Annotated in this window: 17 protein-coding genes and 1 tRNA gene; 9 read left to right on the forward strand and 9 right to left on the reverse strand. The window is 68.7% G+C overall.

Going from position 1 to position 19,975, the window contains the following annotated elements:
* Both Q9Q40_00005 and Q9Q40_00010 read right to left on the reverse strand, forming a co-directional pair.
* Nucleotides 1–738: hypothetical protein (locus Q9Q40_00005; protein ID MDQ7005597.1), on the reverse strand; the 738-nt coding region annotated here is incomplete at its 3' end.
* 221 nt (nucleotides 739–959) lie between these two features.
* Complete coding sequence (locus Q9Q40_00010; GenBank protein MDQ7005598.1) at nucleotides 960–2,138, reverse strand: hypothetical protein; 1,179 nt, start codon at nucleotides 2,136–2,138, stop codon at nucleotides 960–962.
* Nucleotides 2,139–2,313: 175 nt separating this feature from the next.
* Between Q9Q40_00010 and Q9Q40_00015 the strand changes: the two genes are divergently transcribed.
* The gene (locus Q9Q40_00015; GenBank protein MDQ7005599.1) at nucleotides 2,314–2,595 is read left to right on the forward strand and encodes a hypothetical protein; all 282 of its coding nucleotides are present in this window, start codon (nucleotides 2,314–2,316) and stop codon (nucleotides 2,593–2,595) included.
* 278 nt (nucleotides 2,596–2,873) lie between these two features.
* Here Q9Q40_00015 and Q9Q40_00020 read toward each other — a convergent pair whose 3' ends face one another.
* Complete coding sequence (locus tag Q9Q40_00020; GenBank protein ID MDQ7005600.1) at nucleotides 2,874–4,463, reverse strand: M20/M25/M40 family metallo-hydrolase; 1,590 nt, start codon at nucleotides 4,461–4,463, stop codon at nucleotides 2,874–2,876.
* Nucleotides 4,464–4,574: 111 nt separating this feature from the next.
* On the reverse strand, nucleotides 4,575–5,345 hold the full coding sequence (locus tag Q9Q40_00025; protein MDQ7005601.1) for a hypothetical protein: 771 nt from the start codon (nucleotides 5,343–5,345) through the stop codon (nucleotides 4,575–4,577).
* A gap of 206 nt (nucleotides 5,346–5,551) precedes the next feature.
* On the opposite strand from Q9Q40_00025, the gene Q9Q40_00030 reads away from it, so the two are divergent.
* Nucleotides 5,552–5,953: a BON domain-containing protein gene (locus Q9Q40_00030; GenBank protein MDQ7005602.1), complete on the forward strand. Its 402-nt coding sequence runs from the start codon at nucleotides 5,552–5,554 to the stop codon at nucleotides 5,951–5,953.
* 6 nt (nucleotides 5,954–5,959) lie between these two features.
* Nucleotides 5,960–6,799, forward strand: coding sequence for an alpha/beta hydrolase (locus Q9Q40_00035; protein MDQ7005603.1), 840 nt, complete (start codon nucleotides 5,960–5,962; stop codon nucleotides 6,797–6,799).
* Nucleotides 6,800–8,228: 1,429 nt separating this feature from the next.
* Here Q9Q40_00035 and Q9Q40_00040 read toward each other — a convergent pair.
* Nucleotides 8,229–8,304 (reverse strand) — tRNA-Phe (locus Q9Q40_00040).
* A gap of 90 nt (nucleotides 8,305–8,394) precedes the next feature.
* Entirely contained in the window at nucleotides 8,395–9,528 is a 1,134-nt protein-coding gene (gene recA, locus Q9Q40_00045) for a recombinase RecA (GenBank protein ID MDQ7005604.1), read from the reverse strand.
* Nucleotides 9,529–9,839: 311 nt separating this feature from the next.
* On the opposite strand from recA, the gene Q9Q40_00050 reads away from it, so the two are divergent.
* From Q9Q40_00050 to Q9Q40_00060, 3 genes are all read left to right on the forward strand, one after another.
* Nucleotides 9,840–11,762: a LysM peptidoglycan-binding domain-containing protein gene (locus Q9Q40_00050; GenBank protein MDQ7005605.1), complete on the forward strand. Its 1,923-nt coding sequence runs from the start codon at nucleotides 9,840–9,842 to the stop codon at nucleotides 11,760–11,762.
* Nucleotides 11,763–11,878: 116 nt separating this feature from the next.
* A complete protein-coding gene (locus Q9Q40_00055; protein MDQ7005606.1) occupies nucleotides 11,879–12,316 on the forward strand; it encodes a hypothetical protein in 438 nt (145 codons plus the stop codon).
* A 106-nt stretch (nucleotides 12,317–12,422) separates the two neighbouring features.
* Nucleotides 12,423–13,964 (forward strand): YifB family Mg chelatase-like AAA ATPase, encoded by a 1,542-nt coding sequence (locus Q9Q40_00060; GenBank protein MDQ7005607.1) that lies wholly within the window; start codon nucleotides 12,423–12,425, stop codon nucleotides 13,962–13,964.
* A gap of 5 nt (nucleotides 13,965–13,969) precedes the next feature.
* On the opposite strand, the gene Q9Q40_00065 is transcribed toward Q9Q40_00060, so the two are convergent.
* Entirely contained in the window at nucleotides 13,970–14,596 is a 627-nt protein-coding gene (locus Q9Q40_00065) for an MBL fold metallo-hydrolase (protein ID MDQ7005608.1), read from the reverse strand.
* A gap of 123 nt (nucleotides 14,597–14,719) precedes the next feature.
* Here Q9Q40_00065 and Q9Q40_00070 point away from each other — a divergent pair, with 123 nt between their 5' ends.
* On the forward strand, nucleotides 14,720–16,042 hold the full coding sequence (locus Q9Q40_00070; protein MDQ7005609.1) for a hypothetical protein: 1,323 nt from the start codon (nucleotides 14,720–14,722) through the stop codon (nucleotides 16,040–16,042).
* Between the two features lie 83 nt (nucleotides 16,043–16,125).
* On the opposite strand, the gene Q9Q40_00075 is transcribed toward Q9Q40_00070, so the two are convergent.
* A complete protein-coding gene (locus Q9Q40_00075) occupies nucleotides 16,126–17,106 on the reverse strand; it encodes a DUF4003 family protein (GenBank protein ID MDQ7005610.1) in 981 nt (326 codons plus the stop codon).
* A gap of 14 nt (nucleotides 17,107–17,120) precedes the next feature.
* On the reverse strand, nucleotides 17,121–18,056 hold the full coding sequence (locus Q9Q40_00080) for an NAD(P)-dependent oxidoreductase (protein ID MDQ7005611.1): 936 nt from the start codon (nucleotides 18,054–18,056) through the stop codon (nucleotides 17,121–17,123).
* Between the two features lie 113 nt (nucleotides 18,057–18,169).
* On the opposite strand from Q9Q40_00080, the gene Q9Q40_00085 reads away from it, so the two are divergent.
* Both Q9Q40_00085 and Q9Q40_00090 read left to right on the forward strand, forming a co-directional pair.
* Nucleotides 18,170–19,105, forward strand: a complete 936-nt coding sequence (locus Q9Q40_00085; protein ID MDQ7005612.1) for a hypothetical protein — start codon at nucleotides 18,170–18,172, stop codon at nucleotides 19,103–19,105.
* Entirely contained in the window at nucleotides 19,102–19,908 is an 807-nt protein-coding gene (locus tag Q9Q40_00090) for a thioredoxin family protein (protein ID MDQ7005613.1), read from the forward strand. Before Q9Q40_00085 ends, Q9Q40_00090 begins: the two co-directional genes overlap by 4 nt.
* The last annotated feature ends 67 nt before the right edge of the window (nucleotides 19,909–19,975 follow it).

Genomic DNA, 19,975 nt, shown 5'->3' on the forward strand with positions numbered 1-19,975 from the left:
GAACATGTCGAATCCATCCCCCTCGGTGCCCTTGTCATCCTGCGTGGACGGCTGTAAATTTTCGGTGGAGGTGGCATCCATGTCTGAGCCACGCCCCATCCCAGAAGTCTTCCCCGAGGGCACGCGATTCTTCGATTCCGAGGGCGCGCCCATCGTGGCCATCCCCGGCGAAGGGCGGTTTTCCGCGTTCGGCGGCGAGCTGCGTCCGACCGACAGGGTTTCAGGGTCCCTCCCCGATCCGATCGACGAGAGCGACTGGCGCAGCCTGGTCGACGCTTCTGTCAAGTCAATGTCAGAGCGCGCCGCAAGGAACTCCTCGCCGGCCGGAACGTAGATCGACCGCTGTTCAGCGAGCAGCCGATCAGCCTCTTCCATGTCCCCACGGCCTTCGGCCTCCTGCTGCTGGGCATAGAGGCTGTGGGCCTGGTCCTTCGCAGCCTGCATCCTCGGATGATTGACCTGGATCTCCGCGATGATCCTACTCGGCAGGACCACGTTGGTCAGGATGTTCATGTGGCCGGCCGGAGTCGGATTCGTGATGCGGTCTTTGAACCGCTCCTTGTCGCCGGTATTGGCGACTGACAACTCCGCCCGGATCAGTTCTCCTGCCGCGTACGCGGCATCGACAGACTCGACCACGACCGTCGAGTGGAGTACGTCCATCACGTGGACCACGCTCCCAGCGTAGTCGGCGTTCGCCTTGCGAAGCACACGCGAGATTGTCTTGATGCGCGCCATCTTCACCCGGTCGCCGACGGCGGAAGCCAGGCCATCGACAGCCGCGCCGTAAGACTCCTGGTCCGCTAGCGCCTGTGAGTAAACTCCGCAGTTGCAGAAACTAGGCTCTGGATTCTCCGGGAACGACTGTTGATGGGTCGTATCTGGCGAATGACGGCAGGTATCCATCTGGTTCCAGAGTTCACGAGCGGTGAAGTTCCCGGACCAGCGGTGGAGATCCGCTATCTGGGCGAGAACCCACCTCTACGCCAGCTCGAGGCGGGAAAGTGGAAGCGTGGTTTTGCAACGCTGGGGTAAACCTCTACCAGCTCTTGCCTCTGCTGGGGCGTAGCTCCAGACCACGCCTCCAGGGCCTGCCCGTGCGTGGCCCCGATCGCCTCTTGGATCGCCCCGACGGCCTGCTCGTCGCCCATCGCCAGGATCGCGTCCACGTCCAGGAACGGCGCCGGTCGCTGGTCCTGGGCAAGCTCCTTCCTGGCCACCCGCCGTTGAGAGATGTCCCCTTCATACGCAGCTTCCCGCACGGCCTCCCTGTACGAGCGGAAGACCATGTGCCCAGTCGGCCCCGAGTCCGGCGCGATCCATGTCATGCGCCAGGGGCCGCCCTCCGACTCCGGGTCGATCGTGCGATGCACGATGACAGTGCCAGATCCGTCAGACCGGTCCAGCTCGAAACGCACCTCGCCAGCCTCGACCACGGCAGTCAGCCACTCGTTGAGCGGCTTCCCGTACGCGCGCAAGTCCTCCACTGTGCGGCCATCGGCCGGCGGCTTCTGCGGCATCGGCGGGATCGCGGAGTCCTGGAAAAGAGCGCCGGTGGGCTCATCGAGGTCGACGGATGCGGTGGCGCTCTCCCAGATCTGCTCCTTTGTTGGGGGCCCGATCAGCCCGAGGCTCCCCTGCCCTGGGGGCGGCTGCTTGAGAGCCTCGTTGACGTAGGCGTCGAAGGCCTTGCCTATCTGGGAGCCGCGACGGGCATTGGCGTCGATCATCGACAGGAGCTGCTCCTGGAACGGAGACAACTCGCGATCCGTGAGCGATTGCTGGGCCAGGTAGTCGGAGACCAGCGTTCCGTTCCGCCTCAGGCGCTGGTATACGTCGATGGCGGCCGCGATGTCCCAAGTGATGTCGAAGGACGGGTCGAGACCGTTCTGGTCAATGACGCCCCGGAGCTTGGCGAGCCGCGGGAGGGCCGTGAACATGGCCCGTTCAAGGTTCTTCTTGGCCTCTCCTGGGCTCTCGAGCATGGCCCGGAGGACTCGCTCGCCGTAGTCGTCGCCGAAGGTGCGAATGAAGATCGCCAGTCGGATCGCGTTGATCCCGTGCAGTCCGACGTGGCCCTGCTTGTCCATGAACCGGGCCTGCTCCCCGGTCGGGATCGTGGCCAGGGTCTTCCCCACGCCCGTGGGGGTGTTTCCTGCACACCACAGCTCCGCATCGATGAGGGCGAGTCTTCCCCCACCCCCGGTGGGTCAGTGTCCGGTTGCCGGGTGGGTCAGGTTGGGTTTGCCACGCTCAAAAATGATGGTGCGCGCCTGCAAGAGCTTGTCACATGCTGGTCATGCTTTTCGCGCGATGAAGACGATCGATCTCAGGATTCGTCCGATTCACCATCGTCTCGAGGAGCGTGTGCGTGCCCACGTCTTCCTTGGCATGCTGGCCTGCTACGTCGGGTGGCACATGACCCGCGCCCTTGCCCGCCTCCTTTTCGTTGAGGAGGGGCCGGAAGGTGACCAGCGACGTCGCAAGTCGACCGTGACCTTCGAGCAGACGACTTGCCCCGAAACCTTTCAGCGACGGGCGTTCGACTTGCTCGGGGAAAACTGCCGGCCAGAGACTCTTTACCCGGTACCGTGACGGACTGAGGTCGCCAAAACACTTGAATGGGTGGCGCGTTCTGGTCGTTCATCCGTGGAACTTCGGCCTGGCAGTCCGTCGATCCATCGGTTCGGTGTGAGTAGCGCGATTAGTCAAGGTCCGTGCACCCGACGGAACGAAGTCGCACCGGGAAGACGACGAGTCCCGTCGGGTGTGCCGGCTTCCCCGCAAGCGCGGTGCCTCGCGCGAAAGCGGCTGCGGGAGTGGGTGGCTGGCCGGGGCCGAAGGTGGCGCGGTGTGCGGCCGTGCGGGGCCATTCAGCTCGTGGCGATGACTTGCAACAGGGCGGCGAGCCAGCGGCAATGTCCGGCCAGGTACTGCATCGAGGTGAACTCTTTCTCGCTTTCCAGGGCGAAGTAACCGGTGCCCAGGTTGGCGATGGGAATACCCTGGTCGAGGAAGGGATCGACTCCCGTGCCGCCCCGAATCGGTCGCACCCGCACCTCGGCGCCCACCAGCGCCGCCGCGCGGCGGGGCAGGTCGACCAGGTAGGGATGGTCCTTCATGCGCGGGGCCATGTTCACGTACTGCTGTGTGACGGTACAGTCCAGGCTGCGCTCGGCGGCGAGGCGGGAGACATGCTCTTCGCGCCGGCGCAATCCCTCTTCGCTGAAGTCGCGCAGGCGCACGTCGAGACGCAGGCCGCCGGTGTCCAGGGGCAAGGCGCGGTAAGGATTCGAGTACCCCTCGTCGTCGGAAGAGTCTTCGGAAAGCAGCACGAAGCCGGGGTCGGAGGCGATGAAATCGCCCACGAAATGGAGCATCTGCAGGGTGGCGCCATCGACGCTGGCGGGAGCCGGCCGGGCCGGACTCACCGACCAGCTTGCCCCGCGCCGCTGGTGTGGCGTGACAACGGCCTCCAGGGCGGCGGACAGCGCGGCTTCGGCCTCGGCGTCGGCCACGAGGAAGCCGAGTTCAGCGTTGCATTCCCGTTCGTCGCTGGTGACGAAACTCACCGGAGCCACCTTGGCGGGTACCAGGCCGGCGTCTTCGAGGCGGGTGAGCACTTCGGTGCCCAGGCGGGTCGCCGAGCGATAGCCTTCTTCCCGCGCGGTGCAGCCGTGGGTCGTCACGCCGTGGATCGTCACGGGAATCAGCCGGCCTGTGACGGGGGCGCCGGGCAGGGCGGTGGGAGGGAACGTCACGCCGGCCTGGGATGCGTTGAAATTGGCGACGTTGGCCTCGTAGGGCAGGAAGCCGTCGATGGTGAAGCCGAAGGTCACTCCCCGCTCGGCCAGCAGCCTGGAGAGACTCTCCACCGCAGCGTGACGACCGATCTCCTCGTCGGGCCGGCCGATCAGCACCAGGGGCGGATGGGGCAGGTCGGGATGCTCGGCGAGCACCTCCACCAGGCTCATCAGGTGAGCCAGGCCCAGCTTGTCGTCGAGGCCCACCGGAGCCGTGCCGGGTCCGAAGAGGATATCGTGGCCCAGGTACTCCCGGGTCGCGGGATAGGTCTCCACGTCGACCCACAGGCGGTCGTTGGCGGGGAAGGGAATGCGCGAGCCATCCCAGGCCTCGATCATCTCGAGTCGGGGTGGGTTGGCGGTCCCTTTGGATGTGTCGAGGTGGACCATCATCGCCACCGGCGGTTTCGCCGCACCGACTCCCCGACCCTCGATGGTGGCGATCACGTTGGCGTAATCGTCTCGCTCCACCCGGGCCCCCTGGCGCTCGAAGAACTCACCGACGAAGTCCGCCAGCTCCTTCTGGCCGGGAGTACTGGGGATGCTCGCGGAATTCTCGTCGCTCTGGCTGTCGATGGCGACGACGCGCTCGAGGTGGGCACGGGAACGCTCGGCCAGGCGCCGGTCGTCGATGGAAAGGTTGAAGGGGGCGTCGTTCATGGAGGGCTCCTCGTGTGTTCGCGCCAGTCAGCATACCCTGCCGGAGGCTCGGGGAAAAAGGAGGCCCCGCCGGCCGGAGCGCGACGGGGCCTGGAGCCTGAAAGAGGCGGACTACCGGCTTCCCTCATCTCCGCCACCGATTTCGGGGGAGAGCTCGTCCCCTGCGCTCTGATCGAGAGTGCAGGTGCACGAGGCGTGCTCGCCCAGCCATCCGGTGCATTCGCAACAGGCCGAAAAGCCCTTCTTGCACTGAATCGCGCAGTCGTCGCCGATGCTCAGGCCGAGGATGTTCCCCCGGCAGTTGACGCTGCAGCTCGATGCGCCGGAGCCGCAGGATCCCCCGACGGCCTGGGGGGCGCTGCCGGGGAGGCCTCGGGAGGTGACCAGGTGGGCGGTTTCAGCCTCGGCGAAGCCGGGAGGCGGTTCCAGCTCGCCGCCCCGGTCGCGCAACAGGCGGCCGCCGACCTCCAGCAAGGCCACGCCGCCCCGCAGGTCGATGATCTGCTCGTCGATGCGGCGCCGCTCGGTGACCGTTCCGCGTTGCGCGGCCACCTCGAGCCGCAGCCGAACCGGTGGAGCCGTTGCGGAGGCGATCTGCATCGACCGGCCGTGGAGGGTTCGCGTATCTTCGATCGCAACATCCTTCCAGCGGCGAGGCGCCATCGGCGGCAGCGGTTGTTGGGGCTCGTAGACCAGGGCCATGTCGACCTGGCCGGGCTCTCCGCGGTCGACGCGGTCGATCAGCAGGACGACCCGCCCCGCGCGGTCGACACGCAGCTCGGCATCGGCCAGGTAGAGATCGGTGGAGACGGTGGCGGCTCCCGCCAGGGGCGGGATCAGCGCGCCAAGAAGCAGCATCGGGATCAGGGGCCATCGTTTCACAGGGTTTCCTCCAACCGGCTGGACACGTTCTGGTCCGGGTGCCGGTGACCGGACCGGGCCCGCCGCCTTCCCGGGCGGGTGGCTGCGATTGTCGCGCCGGGCAACCTCCGGCGGGAGCCGGGAACAAGCCGGGTCTCCCACTGCCGGGAGAAGCGGAGCCCGGTATGATGGGCGCCCGGACGTGACCGAACCCAAGGAGTGCTTTCGTGCGTCGATACAACGCTGCTTCCTGTCTCGTGCTCGCTGTGGCCCTCGGGCTGGCCGGCATAGCCCTGCCGGCGACGGGTTGCATCTGGATCGCCGTGGGTGCCGGCGGCGGCGCGGTGGCCGGCGCCGCCGCAGCCGACAAGGACCGGGATGCCAGAGATGTGGTCACTGATGCGGCACTGGTGGCCCGGGTGAAGGCCGCCCTCGCGGCCGACCGCGAGGTCTCCGCCCTGCGGGTCAAGGTCCATGCCCACCTGGGCGTCATCACCCTGCGCGGCTACGTCCGCTCGAAGAAGGAGATGCGGCGGGCGGTGAAGGTGGCCCGTCGCGTGCGGGGCGTCGAGAAGGTCAAGGCCGAGATGGTCATCGACCGCCGCCTCGAGGTCGAGGACGGCGGGTAGACCCTGGTGTTCCGCAGGCTGTTCGGAGTCGTGCCGGCCCTGCTCTCGCTCTCCCGCACCCGCAGGGTGCGGGAAAGCGACCTGCTCCTGCCTCCGAGCCCGCCTCTCCCCCCGCTGGCCGAGGCCGTCACGCGGCGCAACGTGGAGTTACCCCTGCCGGGAGGCGCCGCAGGCCGGGCCCTGCGTGGATGGTACCTCGAGCGTCCGGGCAACCTGCGCACGCTGATCTACTTTCCCGGCAACCAGGAGAGTCTTCTGCGCATCGCCTGGCGCCTGCACTGGATGGCCGACAACCTGGACGTCAACGTGCTGGCCTTCGACTACCGGGGGTATGGATTCAGTGACGGCAGGGCCACCCTGGGGACGATCGCCTACGATGGCGCCGTCATCTACGACCACCTGGAAGAAGTCCAGCCGGAAGGCGCCGGGCTTCCGGTGATCTACGGTCGCTCCATTGGGTCGCTGGCAGCTATCGAGACCGCCGTCTCCCGCCCGGTGGCGGGGCTGATTCTCGAAGGAGCGCCCAGCGCCGCCTCCGATGTGATTCCCTCCTGGCGGAAGATGGCGCCCTGGTACTTGCGCTGGCTGCTGCGCGTTCGCCCGGACCCTGCCCTGGCCGCGCGGCGCCCCCAGCCCATCGATCGCATTGGCGATCTTCGCGCCCCGCTGCTGGCCCTGCACGCCGGCGAAGATCGCATCGTGCCTCCGGTGTTCGGCCGTCGTCTCTTCGACGCGGCCGGCTCGAAAGACAAGCGCTGGTGCCCGGTTCCCGGGGCTACCCACAACTCCCTGCGGATCGATCGCGATCCGGCGCTGGGTTGCCTGAGGGAGTTCCTGCAGCGCTGAGGGGGGCGGAACGCAAGGGGGCGCGGTTTCCATCGCGCGCCTTTTCTCTCTCAGAAATGAAGGAAGGAAGAATGGCAATTCGGGACTTCTCGTTCACAGCGTTCTGTGAAAGCATCGGGGGGGGAGGGGGGCCCGTGATGAAGACTCTGCTCTCTGCCTGTTGCGTTCTGGCTTGCCTGGTCTCTTCTGTGGCCCTGTCACCAGCCCCCTACATCGGCATCGACGACGGCGGCCGCCTGTTCACGGCGAGTCCTGCCACGGATTCAGGCGGGGCGATCTATTTGCGGGCGGGTCCGACGGGTGGCCCTCGACCCGGACGAATTGCTGCTCGCACTGACCTTCTACATGGAACGCGAGCAGGGGGTCGTCTTCGAGGAGCATCCCGATCGTGAGTCCTACCGGGCCCGGATCGCAGTGGCGGCGCAAGAGCCTGGGCTGGAGGACCTGCCGGCGGCGGTCGGCGAGGGGCAGGCCCTCCCGCCGACACGGCTGGCGTTCTACATCGTCGCTGTTCGAAATGCCCTGGAGTCCTCTGGAGGAGGTGAGAAGGGAAAGGACCTGCGCTGCCGCGGTGCGGCGCTCCCGACCGTCGGAAGCGACTCTCGGCGATGGGGATCGCCAGCTCTTCCGCCACATGTTCCAGGGGATGATCAAGGGGAGGGGGATCCCCCCTGGCGCTTCATCCCGGTCTGGTCGGCCTTCGATGACAGTGCTCCACCTTCTCCGGAGAAGGCCTGCTACGAGCGCCAACTCGCCCTGTTCAATGCCCTGACGGAACTCGAACAGGAAGCGCCGGCCCTCTTTCGCGAGATCAACGAGCAACTCGTGGCGGAGCTGGGATTGCGGCCCTCCCTGCTCGATCTACGGATCTCGCATGCTGCTGTGGGTCGTCGTGCCCGTGGCCCTGTTCTGGCTGCTGGTCCCGATGTTCTGGACTCTGCACGGGCCCCTGGGGCTCTATGGCTGCGCGCCGCGAGGGGGATGGATCATCACGGTGCGGCGCTGTTCGGCCGACCCGCGCGGATCTTCCCCCTCCTGTTTGGCTTCGGGTCCCTCGGCTGGCTGCTGCAACTGGTCCTGGCCCTCCGGGTCGCCTTCGACGCCAATCGTCGTGGGGCCAGCGGCTTTCTCTGGGGCCTGGTGGTCTTCTTCACGTCGATCGTGGGGCTGGTCATCTACATCCTCGCCATCCGCGAGTCCGTATTCGCCGCCGCGCCCCGACAGCCTCCGGCGCCAGCCACGCCGGCCGGCGGCCCCTGCTCCAACTGCCGGGCCGCCCTCGAGCCTTCTTACCGGCTTTGCTCCTGTTGCGGAGAGAGTATCCAGCCCCTGTGTCCCCAATGTCGACGGCCTGCCGAATCCAGTTGGAAACGCTGTCCGTGGTGCGAGGCAGCACCGAGTCAGGAGCAGCGATACGGAGCGACGAGAGTGGTGCCCAGGGGCGGAATCGAACCACCGACACCGTGATTTTCAGTCACGTGCTCTACCAACTGAGCTACCTGGGCAAGGCCGGAGACCGACAGACTCTAGAGGCAGGCGGGCCCGGCGTCAAGCCGGCGGGCCCGCCCGCCCGAGGTCCCCGCCGACGCCGCCCGTCAGGCCCGGGCGCCGGGGCGCCGGCGAGGGGTTTCAGGCGGCGGGACCACGTCCGCTTTGGCCTCCTGCGCCGGCTCGGCGGAGGCCGGGGCCGGGGGCACCAGGTCCAGTCGCTCGCGCAGCTTGGTTTCCAGCTCGAGGGCGACGTCGGTGTTCTCCCGGAGGAACTGGCGCGCGTTCTCACGGCCCTGGCCGAGACGGATATCCCCCGCGCTGAGCCAGGAGCCGGATTTCTGGACCAGGTCGTGGGCCAGGCCCAGGTCGATCAGGTCGCCTTCGCGGGAGATTCCCTGGTTGTAGAGGATGTCGAACTCGACCTGGCGGAAGGGGGCGGCCAGCTTGTTCTTGACCACCCGGATCTTGGTGCGGTTGCCCACCACCACGTCGCCGTCCTTCAGCGCGCCGATGCGGCGGATGTCGATCCGTTGGCTGGCGTAGAACTTCAGGGCCCGGCCACCCGAGGTGGTCTCGGGGCTGCCGAACATCACGCCCACCTTCTCGCGGAGCTGGTTGATGAAGACCATCGAGGTGCGGGATTTCGAGACGATGCCGGTCAGCTTGCGCAGGGCCTGGCTCATCAGCCGGGCCTGGAGGCCCACGTGGCTGTCGCCCATCTCGCCTTCCAGCTCGGCCCGGGGCACGAGGGCCGCCACCGAATCGACCACCAGCACGTCGAGGGCGCCCGAGCGTACCAGGACTTCGGCGATCTCGAGGGCCTGTTCGCCGCTATCGGGCTGGGAGACCAGCAGGTTGTCCACGTCGACGCCCAGCTTGCCCGCGTAGATCGGGTCGAGGGCGTGCTCGGCGTCGATGAAGGCCGCCATGCCGCCCTTTTTCTGGGCCTGGGCGATCACCGACAGGGCAAGGGTGGTCTTTCCGGAGGACTCGGGGCCGTAGACCTCGATCACCCGGCCCCGGGGAAAGCCCCCGATGCCCAGGGCCCAGTCGATGGAGAGCGAACCGGTGGAGATCGCCGGCACGTCGAGCTTGCGGTCCGAGCCGAGGCGCATCACCGCGCCCTTGCCGAACTGGCGTTCGATCTGGCCGACGGCCATTTCGATGGCCTTGCCTTTGTCCACCTGGGTGGGGTCGGGGATGGGACGACTCGAGCGGCCGCCGGAAACTCTTGCCATGATGGGATCTACCTCCGTCCGCAGGGAAAAGAGACTGTTGTCTGTTGTGAGCTGGGACGACCAGAGTAGGGGGAGCCTCCGGTCCACGTCAACATCAGTGCCGGGGGGATCCGCCCCTTCGTTGACGGTACGGGAATCCGTCGCCTATATTCGTCCCTGTCCGACGCCCTCGATCCCAGGGCCGCGCCCGGAGTGTACCGATCTTGCCCGATTCAGCGACGCCGACCCCCGGGAGCCGTCCGAAATCATTCGGAGCGTTCTTCCTTGCTCTTTTCTCGTTCGTTCTGATCGCGACTTTCAGCGGTTGCGTGATGCGCTCGGCGCCCCCGCCGGCGGCCCAGCCGCAGGTCGACACGGCGCAGGCCGCCACCGATGTCCCGGGGCAGGAGGAAGTCCTGGCGGAGGTTGCGCGCCTGGTGGTGCTGGCCCGCCAGCAACTGCGAGTGGGGCTGCTGGACGAGGCCCGGGAGAGCTGGGACCGGGCCATCGCCCGGCTCGCGCCCCTGGCGACCCGAGACCCGGCCCTGACCGGGCGCCTGCGGGCCATCGAGGCCGAAGCCGACAAGATGCTCGAGGTGGCCGCTTCCCGGGAGCAGCGCTACGCGGCGACCGCCGAGAAGAGCGCCCAGCGCCTCGAGGGGTTGCTCGATGCTCCCGAGCCCGCCCTCGATCCTTCCCACCTGGCGGAGGTGGAGGGCGCTGCCGAGGCGGTGACTCCGGACTATCCGGTCGAGGTCAACGACCGGGTCCTGGCCTGGCTCGAGGTCTACCGGAAGGGGGGCAAGCTCGGCAAGTGGTTCGAGTCGAGCCTGCGCCGCTCGGGTCGGTACGAGCAGCGCTTCCGGGAAATCTTCGCTGAGGAGGGCATTCCCCAGGATCTGATCTACCTGGCTCACGTGGAGAGCGGCTTCAAGACTTCCGCCTACTCCCGCGCCCGCGCCCGGGGCATTTTCCAGTTCATCGCCTCCACCGGCCGGCGCTACGGCCTGCGGGTGGACTGGTGGATCGACGAGCGGGCCGAGCCGGAGAAGTCCTGTCGGGCTGCCGCCACCTACCTGCGGGATCTCTACGCGGAGTTCGGCGACTGGTACCTGGCCCTCGCCGCCTACAACGGTGGAGAGGGCCGCGTCCGGAGGACCATCCGGCGCGCCAAGACCCGCGATTTCTGGGCCATGGCCCGGCGCCGCTTCTTCCGCCGGGAGACCCGCAACTACGTTCCGGCGATCCTGGCGGCGACGCTGATTTCGAAGGATCCCGCCCGCTTCGGCTACACCGACCTGGTCAAGGACGAACCCCTGGCCTGGGAGACGGTCCGTGTGCCCGCTCAGGCCGACCTGGAGGTCCTCGCCCGGGCCGCCGGCACCGAGGCCCGCATCCTGCGGGAACTCAATCCGGCCCTGCGCCGCGGCCAGACGCCGCCCAAGTACCCCGACTACGAACTCAAGGTCCCCCCGGGGCACGCGGCGGGTTTTGCCGAGAAGCTGGCGGCGATTCCGCGTGACCAGTGGATCGTCAAGCAGCTTCACCGGGTGCGCCGGGGAGACACCCTCTCGACCCTGGCCCGGCGCTACGGTACCAGCGTGCGCGCGATCCAACTGGCCAACGGCATGGGCCGGCGCACCCTGCTGTCGATCGGTCGCGTGCTGGAAATTCCCCGCGGTCCGGCCCCTTCGAGGTCTTCTTCGCGGCAGATGAGGGCCGACGCCGACGGTCGCTACACGGTGCGTCGGGGGGATACCCTGGCCCAGATCGCCCGTCGTTTCGGAGTGACCGTCGCCCACCTCCAGCAGTGGAACGGCCTGGGGCGATCGACGCGCATCTACGCCGGCCAGAGTCTGCGGGTTTCCGGCTCCCGGTCCGCTGCCGCGTCTGTCGAGCCCGCGTCGACCTCGGGACGCATTCACGTGGTCCGTCGGGGCGATACGCTGTGGGACATTTCCAGGCGCTACGGGGTCAGCCTCTCGGCGTTGATGCGGGCCAACGGTCTCGGGCGTCGGTCGGTGCTCTCGCCCGGCCAGCGCCTGCGCCTCCCCCCGGCGCCCGTCCAGGCGGCCGCGGCGCGGAAAGCCGGGAACACGGGGGGGGGCACGGGCCGGGTGCACGTGGTGCGGCGGGGGGAATCCCTCTATCGCATCGCCCACCGCTACGGCGTGAGCGTGGACACCCTCTGCCGGCTGAACAACATACGGCCGGACCAGACGATCCATCCCGGCGACCGCCTGACGGTTCAGTAATATATTTGCCTGTGAAAAGTTCATAGATTGAAGCGGATCCGCACTCAAGTTTCTCTGCTGCCGGTCGGTGAGTCTTGCGCAAAAGGGGGTTTCCGGCGATGGGAGTGCGGACTGCGATGACGACGACCGGGATTTCCGCGAAAGCGCGTTCCCTGATGGGGCTGATTGTCGAGCGGGGACTGGCGACTGAAGACCAGTGGCGCCAACTTCAACGGCAGTGTGAGCAGAGGCGTCCGCCGATGGGGGAGGTACTGCTCAGGAAGAGGGTATTGACTGTGAGTCAAGTCCGGCGGGTCCTCGAGCGCCAGGCAGAGGCTCCCGACATGCGTTTCGGCGAGATTGCGGTGGCCGAAGGCTTCATCGATTGCGAAGCCGTCCGGCAAGCTCTCGGAGACCAGCGCAGCGCCGCTCCCCATCCGGTCGAACTCCTGGCCGAGCAGCACCAGGACGACAGGACCTATCTCAAGGCGATGATCGGCGCGCTGGTGGAAGCCCAGAAAACGATCGAGTCCGAGGTCTACGCTCTGTCGCTGCTTCTGCGCGCCGGCTGCTGAGGGCGCCACGCCCGCCCAAGTTCCCGATCCCGGGATGCCGCCCCGGAGCCGGGCCGTCCCCGGCGCGGGCGCCGGGTTACCGTGCCTGCTGGAAAGGAGGCAGCCGATGCGGCATCGGCCGGTGGTGGCTCGGGCTTACGGCGCCGCGCTCTTCGGCATCGACGGCATCCAGGTGGAGGTCCAGGCGGCCCGCTCGGTGGGCACATCGCGGTCGACGATCATCGGCCAGGCGGAATCGGAGGTCCGGGAGGCCCGGGATCGCCTGCGCCTGGCCCTCCAGTCTCACGGACTGTGGAAGGGCGACGGCGAGCAGGCCGTCCTGATCAACCTGGCTCCCGCCCGGGTGCGCAAGACCGGCACCGGGCTCGATCTGCCGATCTGCCTGGCGGTGATGGCCCTCCATGCGCCCCCCCTCAGGGAAGCCGTGGAAGGCCTTCTGGCCTATGCCGAAGTGGGTCTCGATGGCAGCCTGCGTCCGGCCCCCGGCACGCTCTCCGCCGCCCTCACCGCCCGGCAGCATGGCTTCGCGCGCCTCCTGGTGGCCCCCGCCGCGGCTCGGGAGGCCGCCCAGGTGGACGGCCTCGAGGTGCTGGCGGCTCGCACCCTGGGTGACGCCGCAGGCTATTTGCGGGGCGACGGCGAGGCGCTGGCGCCCTGGCCGGAACCGGTCCGGGCCTCGACTGACGCGGGCCTCGACCTGGCGGAGGTGCGGGGTCAGCACGCCGCCCGCCGGGCCCTCGAGGTGGCTGCCGCCGGCGGGCACAACCTGCTGCTGATCGGCCCGCCCGGCTCGGGCAAGACCCTGCTCGCCCGGCGCCTGGCCACGATCCTGCCCCCGATGACCCGGGGGGAGGCTCTCGAGGTCACCCGCATCCACTCCGCGGCGGGGGTGATTCCCGCGGGAGGGGGGCTGGTCGAACAGCGGCCCTTCCGGGCCCCCCACCACAGCGTCTCGCCGGCCGGACTGATCGGAGGGGGCAGTCCGCCCCGCCCCGGCGAGGTCTCCCTGGCGACCCACGGTGTGCTCTTCCTCGACGAGCTACCGGAGTTTCCGCGGCATGTGCTCGAAAACCTGCGCCAACCCCTGGAAGACGGCGAGGTGACCCTCGTGCGGGTGGCCGGTCGGGCACGATTCCCCGCTCGCTTCATTCTCGCCGCGGCGATGAATCCCTGTCCCTGTGGCTGGTATGGCTGCTCGCTCAGGGAATGTCGCTGTTCGAGCGGGGCCGTGGGGCGTTACCGCGGGCGCATCTCCGGGCCCCTGCTGGACCGAATCGACATGCATGTCCCCGTGCGGGCGGTCAGTGCGGCGGAGTTGTCGCGCACCCGGCCGGGAGAGCCCTCGGAGGAGGTGCGCCGCCGGGTGGTCGCGGCCCGGGCGGTGCAGGTGCGGCGCAACGGCCGCTGGGCAGTGACATCGAACGCCCACCTGCGGCCACGGGACTTGCCCCAGGCTTGCGCGTTGATTCCCGCCGCCCGCAAGGCGTTGGACTCAGCGATGGAGCGCCTGCAGCTCTCGGCCCGGGCCCACGACCGCCTGCTCAAGCTGGCGCGCACCCTGGCCGACCTGGCGGGGCGGGAGGCGATCGCCGTGGCGGACATCGCCGAGGCGGTGTCCTACCGCTGTCTCGATCGCCTGGACTACTGACCGGCTCAGCCCCGAACGAAGGGGTTTTCGCGCTTTTCCTCGCCGATGGTGGTGACCGGTCCGTGGCCCGGGTGAACCCGGGTTTCGTCGGCGAGGGTGTAGAGCCGCTCGCGGATGGAGGTGGCGAGCTTCTCGGCGTCACCGCCGCGAAAATCGGTACGGCCCACCGAGCGGCGAAAGAGGGTGTCGCCGGGAAAGATGCGGCCATCACCCACCAGGGTCACGCCGCCGGGGGAGTGGCCGGGGGTGTGTCGGACCTCGAGTCGCAAGGCGCCCACCTCGAGGATCTCGCCGTCTTCGAGAAAGTGGTCGGGAGCCGGGCAGTCGTCCACCTCGAGGTTCCAGCGGGCGGCGGCCTGGCGGCAGGAGTCGATCAGGAAAAGGTCTTCCCGGTGGGCGAAGAAGGGGACATCGTCGAGCAGCGCCTTGAGCCGGGCCACACCGCCGACATGGTCGAAGTGGCCGTGGGTCGCCAGCAGGCCGCAGACCTCGAGCCGGGCTTCCCGGATTTCCCGGGCGACACGCCGGGCGTCTTCCCCGGGATCGACGACCAGGGTCTTCCCGGAGTCGGGGTCGGTGATCAGGTAGCAGTTGACTTGCAGGGGACCGACGGGAATCGTCTCGACTCTCACGGAAGAGGCTCCTTTTCGACCCGGCGAGGTTAGCTCCGATTCTCTCGCTTGCAACCGGAGCGATGCTTCACGCGGGGGGCGGTCGCCGCGGCTGCTATGATCAGCGGCCGGGGAGAAAAATCGATGATCCGATCCACTGTTCTGCATCGGCAAATGGCGTTTCTTCTGGCTCTGGTGACGGCGCCCGTGGTCGGCGAGGAGGTCTACCGCAGGGTGATACCGACCGATGTCACGACCGGCGTCGTGCGCATACGCCAGGTTTTCACCATCCGGCTCGATCTGCCCGTCCGCTGCGCGGACGGCGGGATGGCCTGTACGGAACAGCGGGTGGTGCCGTCGGTCTACCGGATCGATTTCGTCGAGGAACGGCGGGGCGGCGATGGCGGGGGGCCGCGGCTGGAAGCCGAAGAGAAGGGCACGGTGCTGATGGCGCTCGACATGGAGGCTGCCGACGCCCAGGACTACGACGACCTCTTGCGGCGGGTGTTGTCCGGCCTCTCCGCGCGGGCGTTTCGTCAGCGCTTCGCGGGCCGGGCGGGGCAGGCGCCCTTCGATCGGCCCTCCATCGCGACCCGCAGCCGGATGCCTTCCTGGCTTTGCCTGGATGGGGAGACGGCGCTTTCCTTCTCACGCCGGCCCGCGGATCCCGCCGGGAGCGGGGAAGGGACCTTCATCGGCATCAGCACAGGTTTCAGCGACGAGGAGACCGTGGCTCCTCTCTGCGCCCAGCTCGTCGAGGCCACGGCCGCCGCCCCGGTCGAGGAAGTCCGCACCATGCCGGCTCCCGGCGCGGTGGTGGAGGAGTCGGCAGGGTTGCTGCGGGTCGACCGGCTGCAGGTCGAGCCCGATGCCGATGAGGTGCTGACCTTCCCGGAGGGGGTTGGCCTGAGCGAGCGTCCCGCCCCCGGGGCCGTGGGGGGGGAGAGTCGACGCGGTGACGCGCAGGGTTGCGTGGTCGAGGCGACCTGGGTTCACGACGAGCGGGAAATCAGGGCCCGGGCGGCGCCCATGGCGCTCCCGCTCTTCCTGCTCGACGAGAACGCGTGGATCGCGCGCTGGGAACTGCGGCGGACCATCCGCCGCCTGGGAATCGATCCGGAGAGCGATGAGCGCACGGTGGCGCGCCTGAGCGTCGCGCTGGTGCCTACCGAACCGCCCCGCCACCGTGACGGCGACGCCGCCCCCGACGTGGGGCAGGTGGTGCTGGACGACGATTTGCTGGTCGGTGCCGTTGCCGAACGGCTGGACGCCTCCGCGAGTCTCGATCACCAGGCGCTCTACGAAGCCGTCACACGTCAACCCCAGGGCCTGGTCTCTCCCGGTTGGCTGCTGCTGGTTTGCGGGGAAGACGGGTCGGCCGAGTTTTTCCTGCCGCCCACGGGGGCTCACTGCCGTGTGACCAATGCGGTGGAAGCCTGCACCGCTCTCGATCGAGCCATCGATTGAGGGTCGCCCGGGAGGCCGCCCGGCAACCACGCGTCTTGCATCACGGGCGCACGCGGAACGACGGCGGGCGGTTCGTCTCGGGGCTATCCGGCGGTCGCCGTTGCCGCGGTGACCGCGGAGATGGCGGCTATCGCCGCCGCCTGCTGGGCCTCGACCAGGGACTGAATGGCTCGCAGGTTGGCGGCGGCCGGTGCACCGGCGCCGCCATCGCTGCGGGCGATGCGTTCGGAGATCAGCAGTCCCGTGGCGATGGAAAAGGCGAGCGCCGCGCCCGGCCGCGGCTTGCGGGCGCGCAGCGCGTCGCGCAGGGTGACGACTCGTGTCGCTCCGGCGTCGACGCGGGCTCCGCTCAGGGCCAGCAGCGCCACCTCGTCGTACTGGCCGGACCCGACTCGCTGGCCTCGCTCCCGCAGGGCCCGGGCCCAGGTTCCAAAGCTGCGCGCGGTCACTTCGGCGCCCCGGGAGGAGAGAGCGAGCAGGTGGGAGGCGAGCTGAAGCTGATTTCCCCGGCGCATGCCTTCCCGGTGCAGTGCCTGGTAGATCGCCTCCACCCGACGGCCCAGGGCCAGGGGAGTGCCGGTCCGCGAGGCATGGAGCGCGGCCATGAGGTAGTCGTCGATGCCCGTGAGAAAGAAGTGATCTTTCTTCCACCGGGCCATGATCGCCGCCATGCGCTCGACGGCCTGCTCGCTCACGCCGTCGCCGCCCTGCTCGAGGACGAGTATGAGGGCCGCCAGCCGCGGATGGCTTCCATGACGTTTCAGGCGGTGTCGGCGAAACAGCTCGAGGCCCCTTTCGATGCCCGCGATCGCGGCTTCCACTTCGACGTCTCGGCGCACCAGCATCGCCCCGATCGCCAGCCTCAGCCCCGCGTTCATCGAACGCAGCGGGCTGGGTTTCCTGCCCAAGCGGGCGGCCACCGCGCGAATGCGCGCTACGGCCCCGCCGCCCTCGCAGGACATGGCGGTCAAGGCCGCCAGGCGCAGCATGTTGGTATCCGTGCTCCAGCGTTTGCCCCGCAGCAGCCCGTCGAAAACGGCGAAGTAGTGGTCGATGGCGTCCATGGCTCGCGTACCTTTCAGGGCCCGGGGGCCGTCGGCGCCGTCACCTCGTAAGGCAACTGGCGCTTGTGGATCCAACTCGCGAGGGTCGCACCTACCTCCTCGGCCACCGCCCGCGCCAGACCCTTCCAGCAGCCGGCGGCATGGGGCAGGACGATCACGTTCTCGCGCTCGGCCCAACTCTGGAGTTCCGGGTAGGGTTCGGTGGGGAAGACATCGAGTCCGATGCCACCCAGGTGCTCGGCCCGCCTCAGGGCCTCGAGATCGACGAGCGCCCCCCGGGCGGTGTTGATCAGCACACTGCCCGGGGCCATCAGCTCCAGCACCCGCTCGTCGATCATGCCCCGCGAAGCCGGAGTCAGTGAGCAGTGGAGGGTCAGCAGCGAGCAGCTTCGCGCGATCTCCTCGAGGGGCCGGCCGCCGGACAGGGCCGGGTCGCAGATCGACACCTCGGCCCCCAGAAGCCGCCAGCATTCCACCGCCCGGCGGCCGATCACCCCGCAGCCCACCACGCCGATCCGCGTTCCCCGGGCCAGGGTCGGCGTCCGGCGGGCGATTTCGCCGCGCGCCCACGCGCCGTCGCGGGCACGCCGCGAGAGCCACTCCACGCCGCGCAGCAGGCTCAGCCCCAGGGCCAGGCTGGTCTCCACCACCGCGTCCCGGCGGGCCAGCGGACAGCGGGCCACCCGCACCCCCCGCCCGGCGGCCGCCGCCAGGTCCACGTGATCCCAGCCGGAAGTGGTGGTGATCAGCACTTCGAGTCGGGGCCAGCGTTCGAAGAAGGCCGCATTTGCCGCCACCCGGGAGTGGATCACCGCCACCCGGGCGTCGGCGTCTCCTGTCTCCGCCTCGACCTCGACCACTTCCAGGTTCAGCGATGACGCCGCCCGCACGGGCAGCAGCCTGTCCTCGGGGGAGAAATAGTCGGCCTGGCCTACGAATCCTACGCGCACGGCGCGAGTATACGCGCCCGCACCCGGCTGGTTGCCAGTCCTCGGCGCCCCTCGTATTCTCGGCAGTCCATGTTCCAGGGACAATCCGACTTCCTATCAGGGGAGATGCCCAGGTGAGCCCAGCTTCGCGCGGCGCGATTCGTGTCAGCCATCTCTTCGGCCTCGCAGCTTCGCTCTTGTTGTCGGCGGTCTTTTTCGTTTCCGTCTGGACCAAGGCCCTCGACCCCGCCGGCTTCGGCGAACAGCTCATTCGTGACTTCGCCATACCTCCGGCCCTGGCCCCGGTGGCGGCCCTGCTGGTGATCGGTCTCGAGGCGGCCGTCGCCTTCGGTCTGCTCGGCGCTCGTCGCCTGCCGGTACTGGCCCTGGCCACCCTGATGATGGCGGGCTTTTTCGGCCTTTCCGCCTACCAGTACTTCTATCCCCCGGAGGATCCCTCCTCCTGCGGCTGCTTCGGCAACCTGATTCAGCAGTCGCCGCTCCAGCACATGCTGAGCAACGCGCTCTTCCTGGCCCTGGCGGCCCTCGCCTGGCTGGCCCTCGATCGCTCCACCGGGTTTCCAGGCTGGCGCTGGGCGTTTCCCGCCTCGGGACTCCTGCTCGCGGTGGCCTTCTCGCTGGCCGCGCCCTCCCTGCCCGTGGACGATCTGGCGACCCGGCTGCACGTGGGCACCGATGTGGCCCAGTGGCGCATCGATGAGATCATCCCCGAACTCCAGGACGGCAAGAGCCTGGTCCTGCTGATCGACCGGGCCGACGAGCAGACCCGCCTGGATATCGCCCGGGTCAACGAACTGGTGGCGATGCATCCCGACAGCCGGGTACAGGTCTTCGGCCTGGCCGAAGAAAACGAGGAACTGGCCACCGAGTTCTTCTGGACCGCGGGGCCGGCCTTTGACGTGCGTGGCGCCCCCTGGGGGGTGATCAAGCCCCTCTACCGCCATCTCCCCCGTTCCTTCCTGGTGGAAAACGGGAAGGTCGTCCGGGTCTGGAACGGCATCCCCGACGAGGCGACCCTCGAGGCCCTGGCCACGGGGGGGGAGCGATGAAACGGCGGGCCGGCGTCGTCGCCTGCGTGCTCGCCCTGGTCCTGCCCCTGGCCGCCGGGAGCGACAGCGCCGAGACTCCGCCCCTCGAGTTCCTGCTGACGGCGCACTTCCAGCTCCGGGCCCATGGCCAGCCGGACCCCGACGCGAAAATCTACGTGGCCACGGGGCAGGCCGCCGTGCTGGTGCTCAGCGAGACCCTGCAGCGGCCGGTCCTGCTCACGGCCCGGGAGAAGACCGCCCAGGCCCTCGAGCCCGAGGCCGTGACACCCGATCCGGAAGACCCCGACCGCCTGCTGGTCGATCCGAACCGCACCCTCGGCCGGCCCCTGGTGGCCAAGGTCTCGAGTGGACGCCTGAGCTTCGTGGTCGCCGGCAAGCGGGTCGTCGTCGAGCCTGCCGAGCCCTGGCTGGGGGACGCCACCGCGGCGGAGATCCTCGACCGGCTGCCGGAGCAGCGTCGTGCGGCCAGGCTCTACACGCCGCGCCTCGGGCAGATGCGCCTGCTGGCGCGCCACGAGCGTCCACTGGAACTGCTCGTCTTTCTCGGCTCCTGGTGCCCTCACTGCGAGCGACTGATTCCACGGCTGATTCGGGTGCTCGAAGACCTGGGCGACAAGGCCCCGGCGGCTCGCTTTCATCTCGTGCCCCGCTCGATCATCGACGACCTGCTCGCGCGTCAGTACGGCGTGAAGCAGATTCCCCTGGTGATCGTCTTCGAAGGCGAGAAGGAGATCGCTCGGCTCTCGGGAGAGGAACTCAAGCGGCCGGAGGCCGCCTTGGCCCGGGTGCTGTTCGCAGACTAGCCGTCTGTTGATAAAGTCTTTTCCGTGCGAGAAGCCGGAATCTCGGCGCCACCCGCGAGAAGGACTT

The sequence above is a fragment of the Acidobacteriota bacterium genome (assembly GCA_030949985.1).
In the GTDB taxonomy this organism is placed as follows: Bacteria; Acidobacteriota; Polarisedimenticolia; order J045; family J045; genus JALTMS01.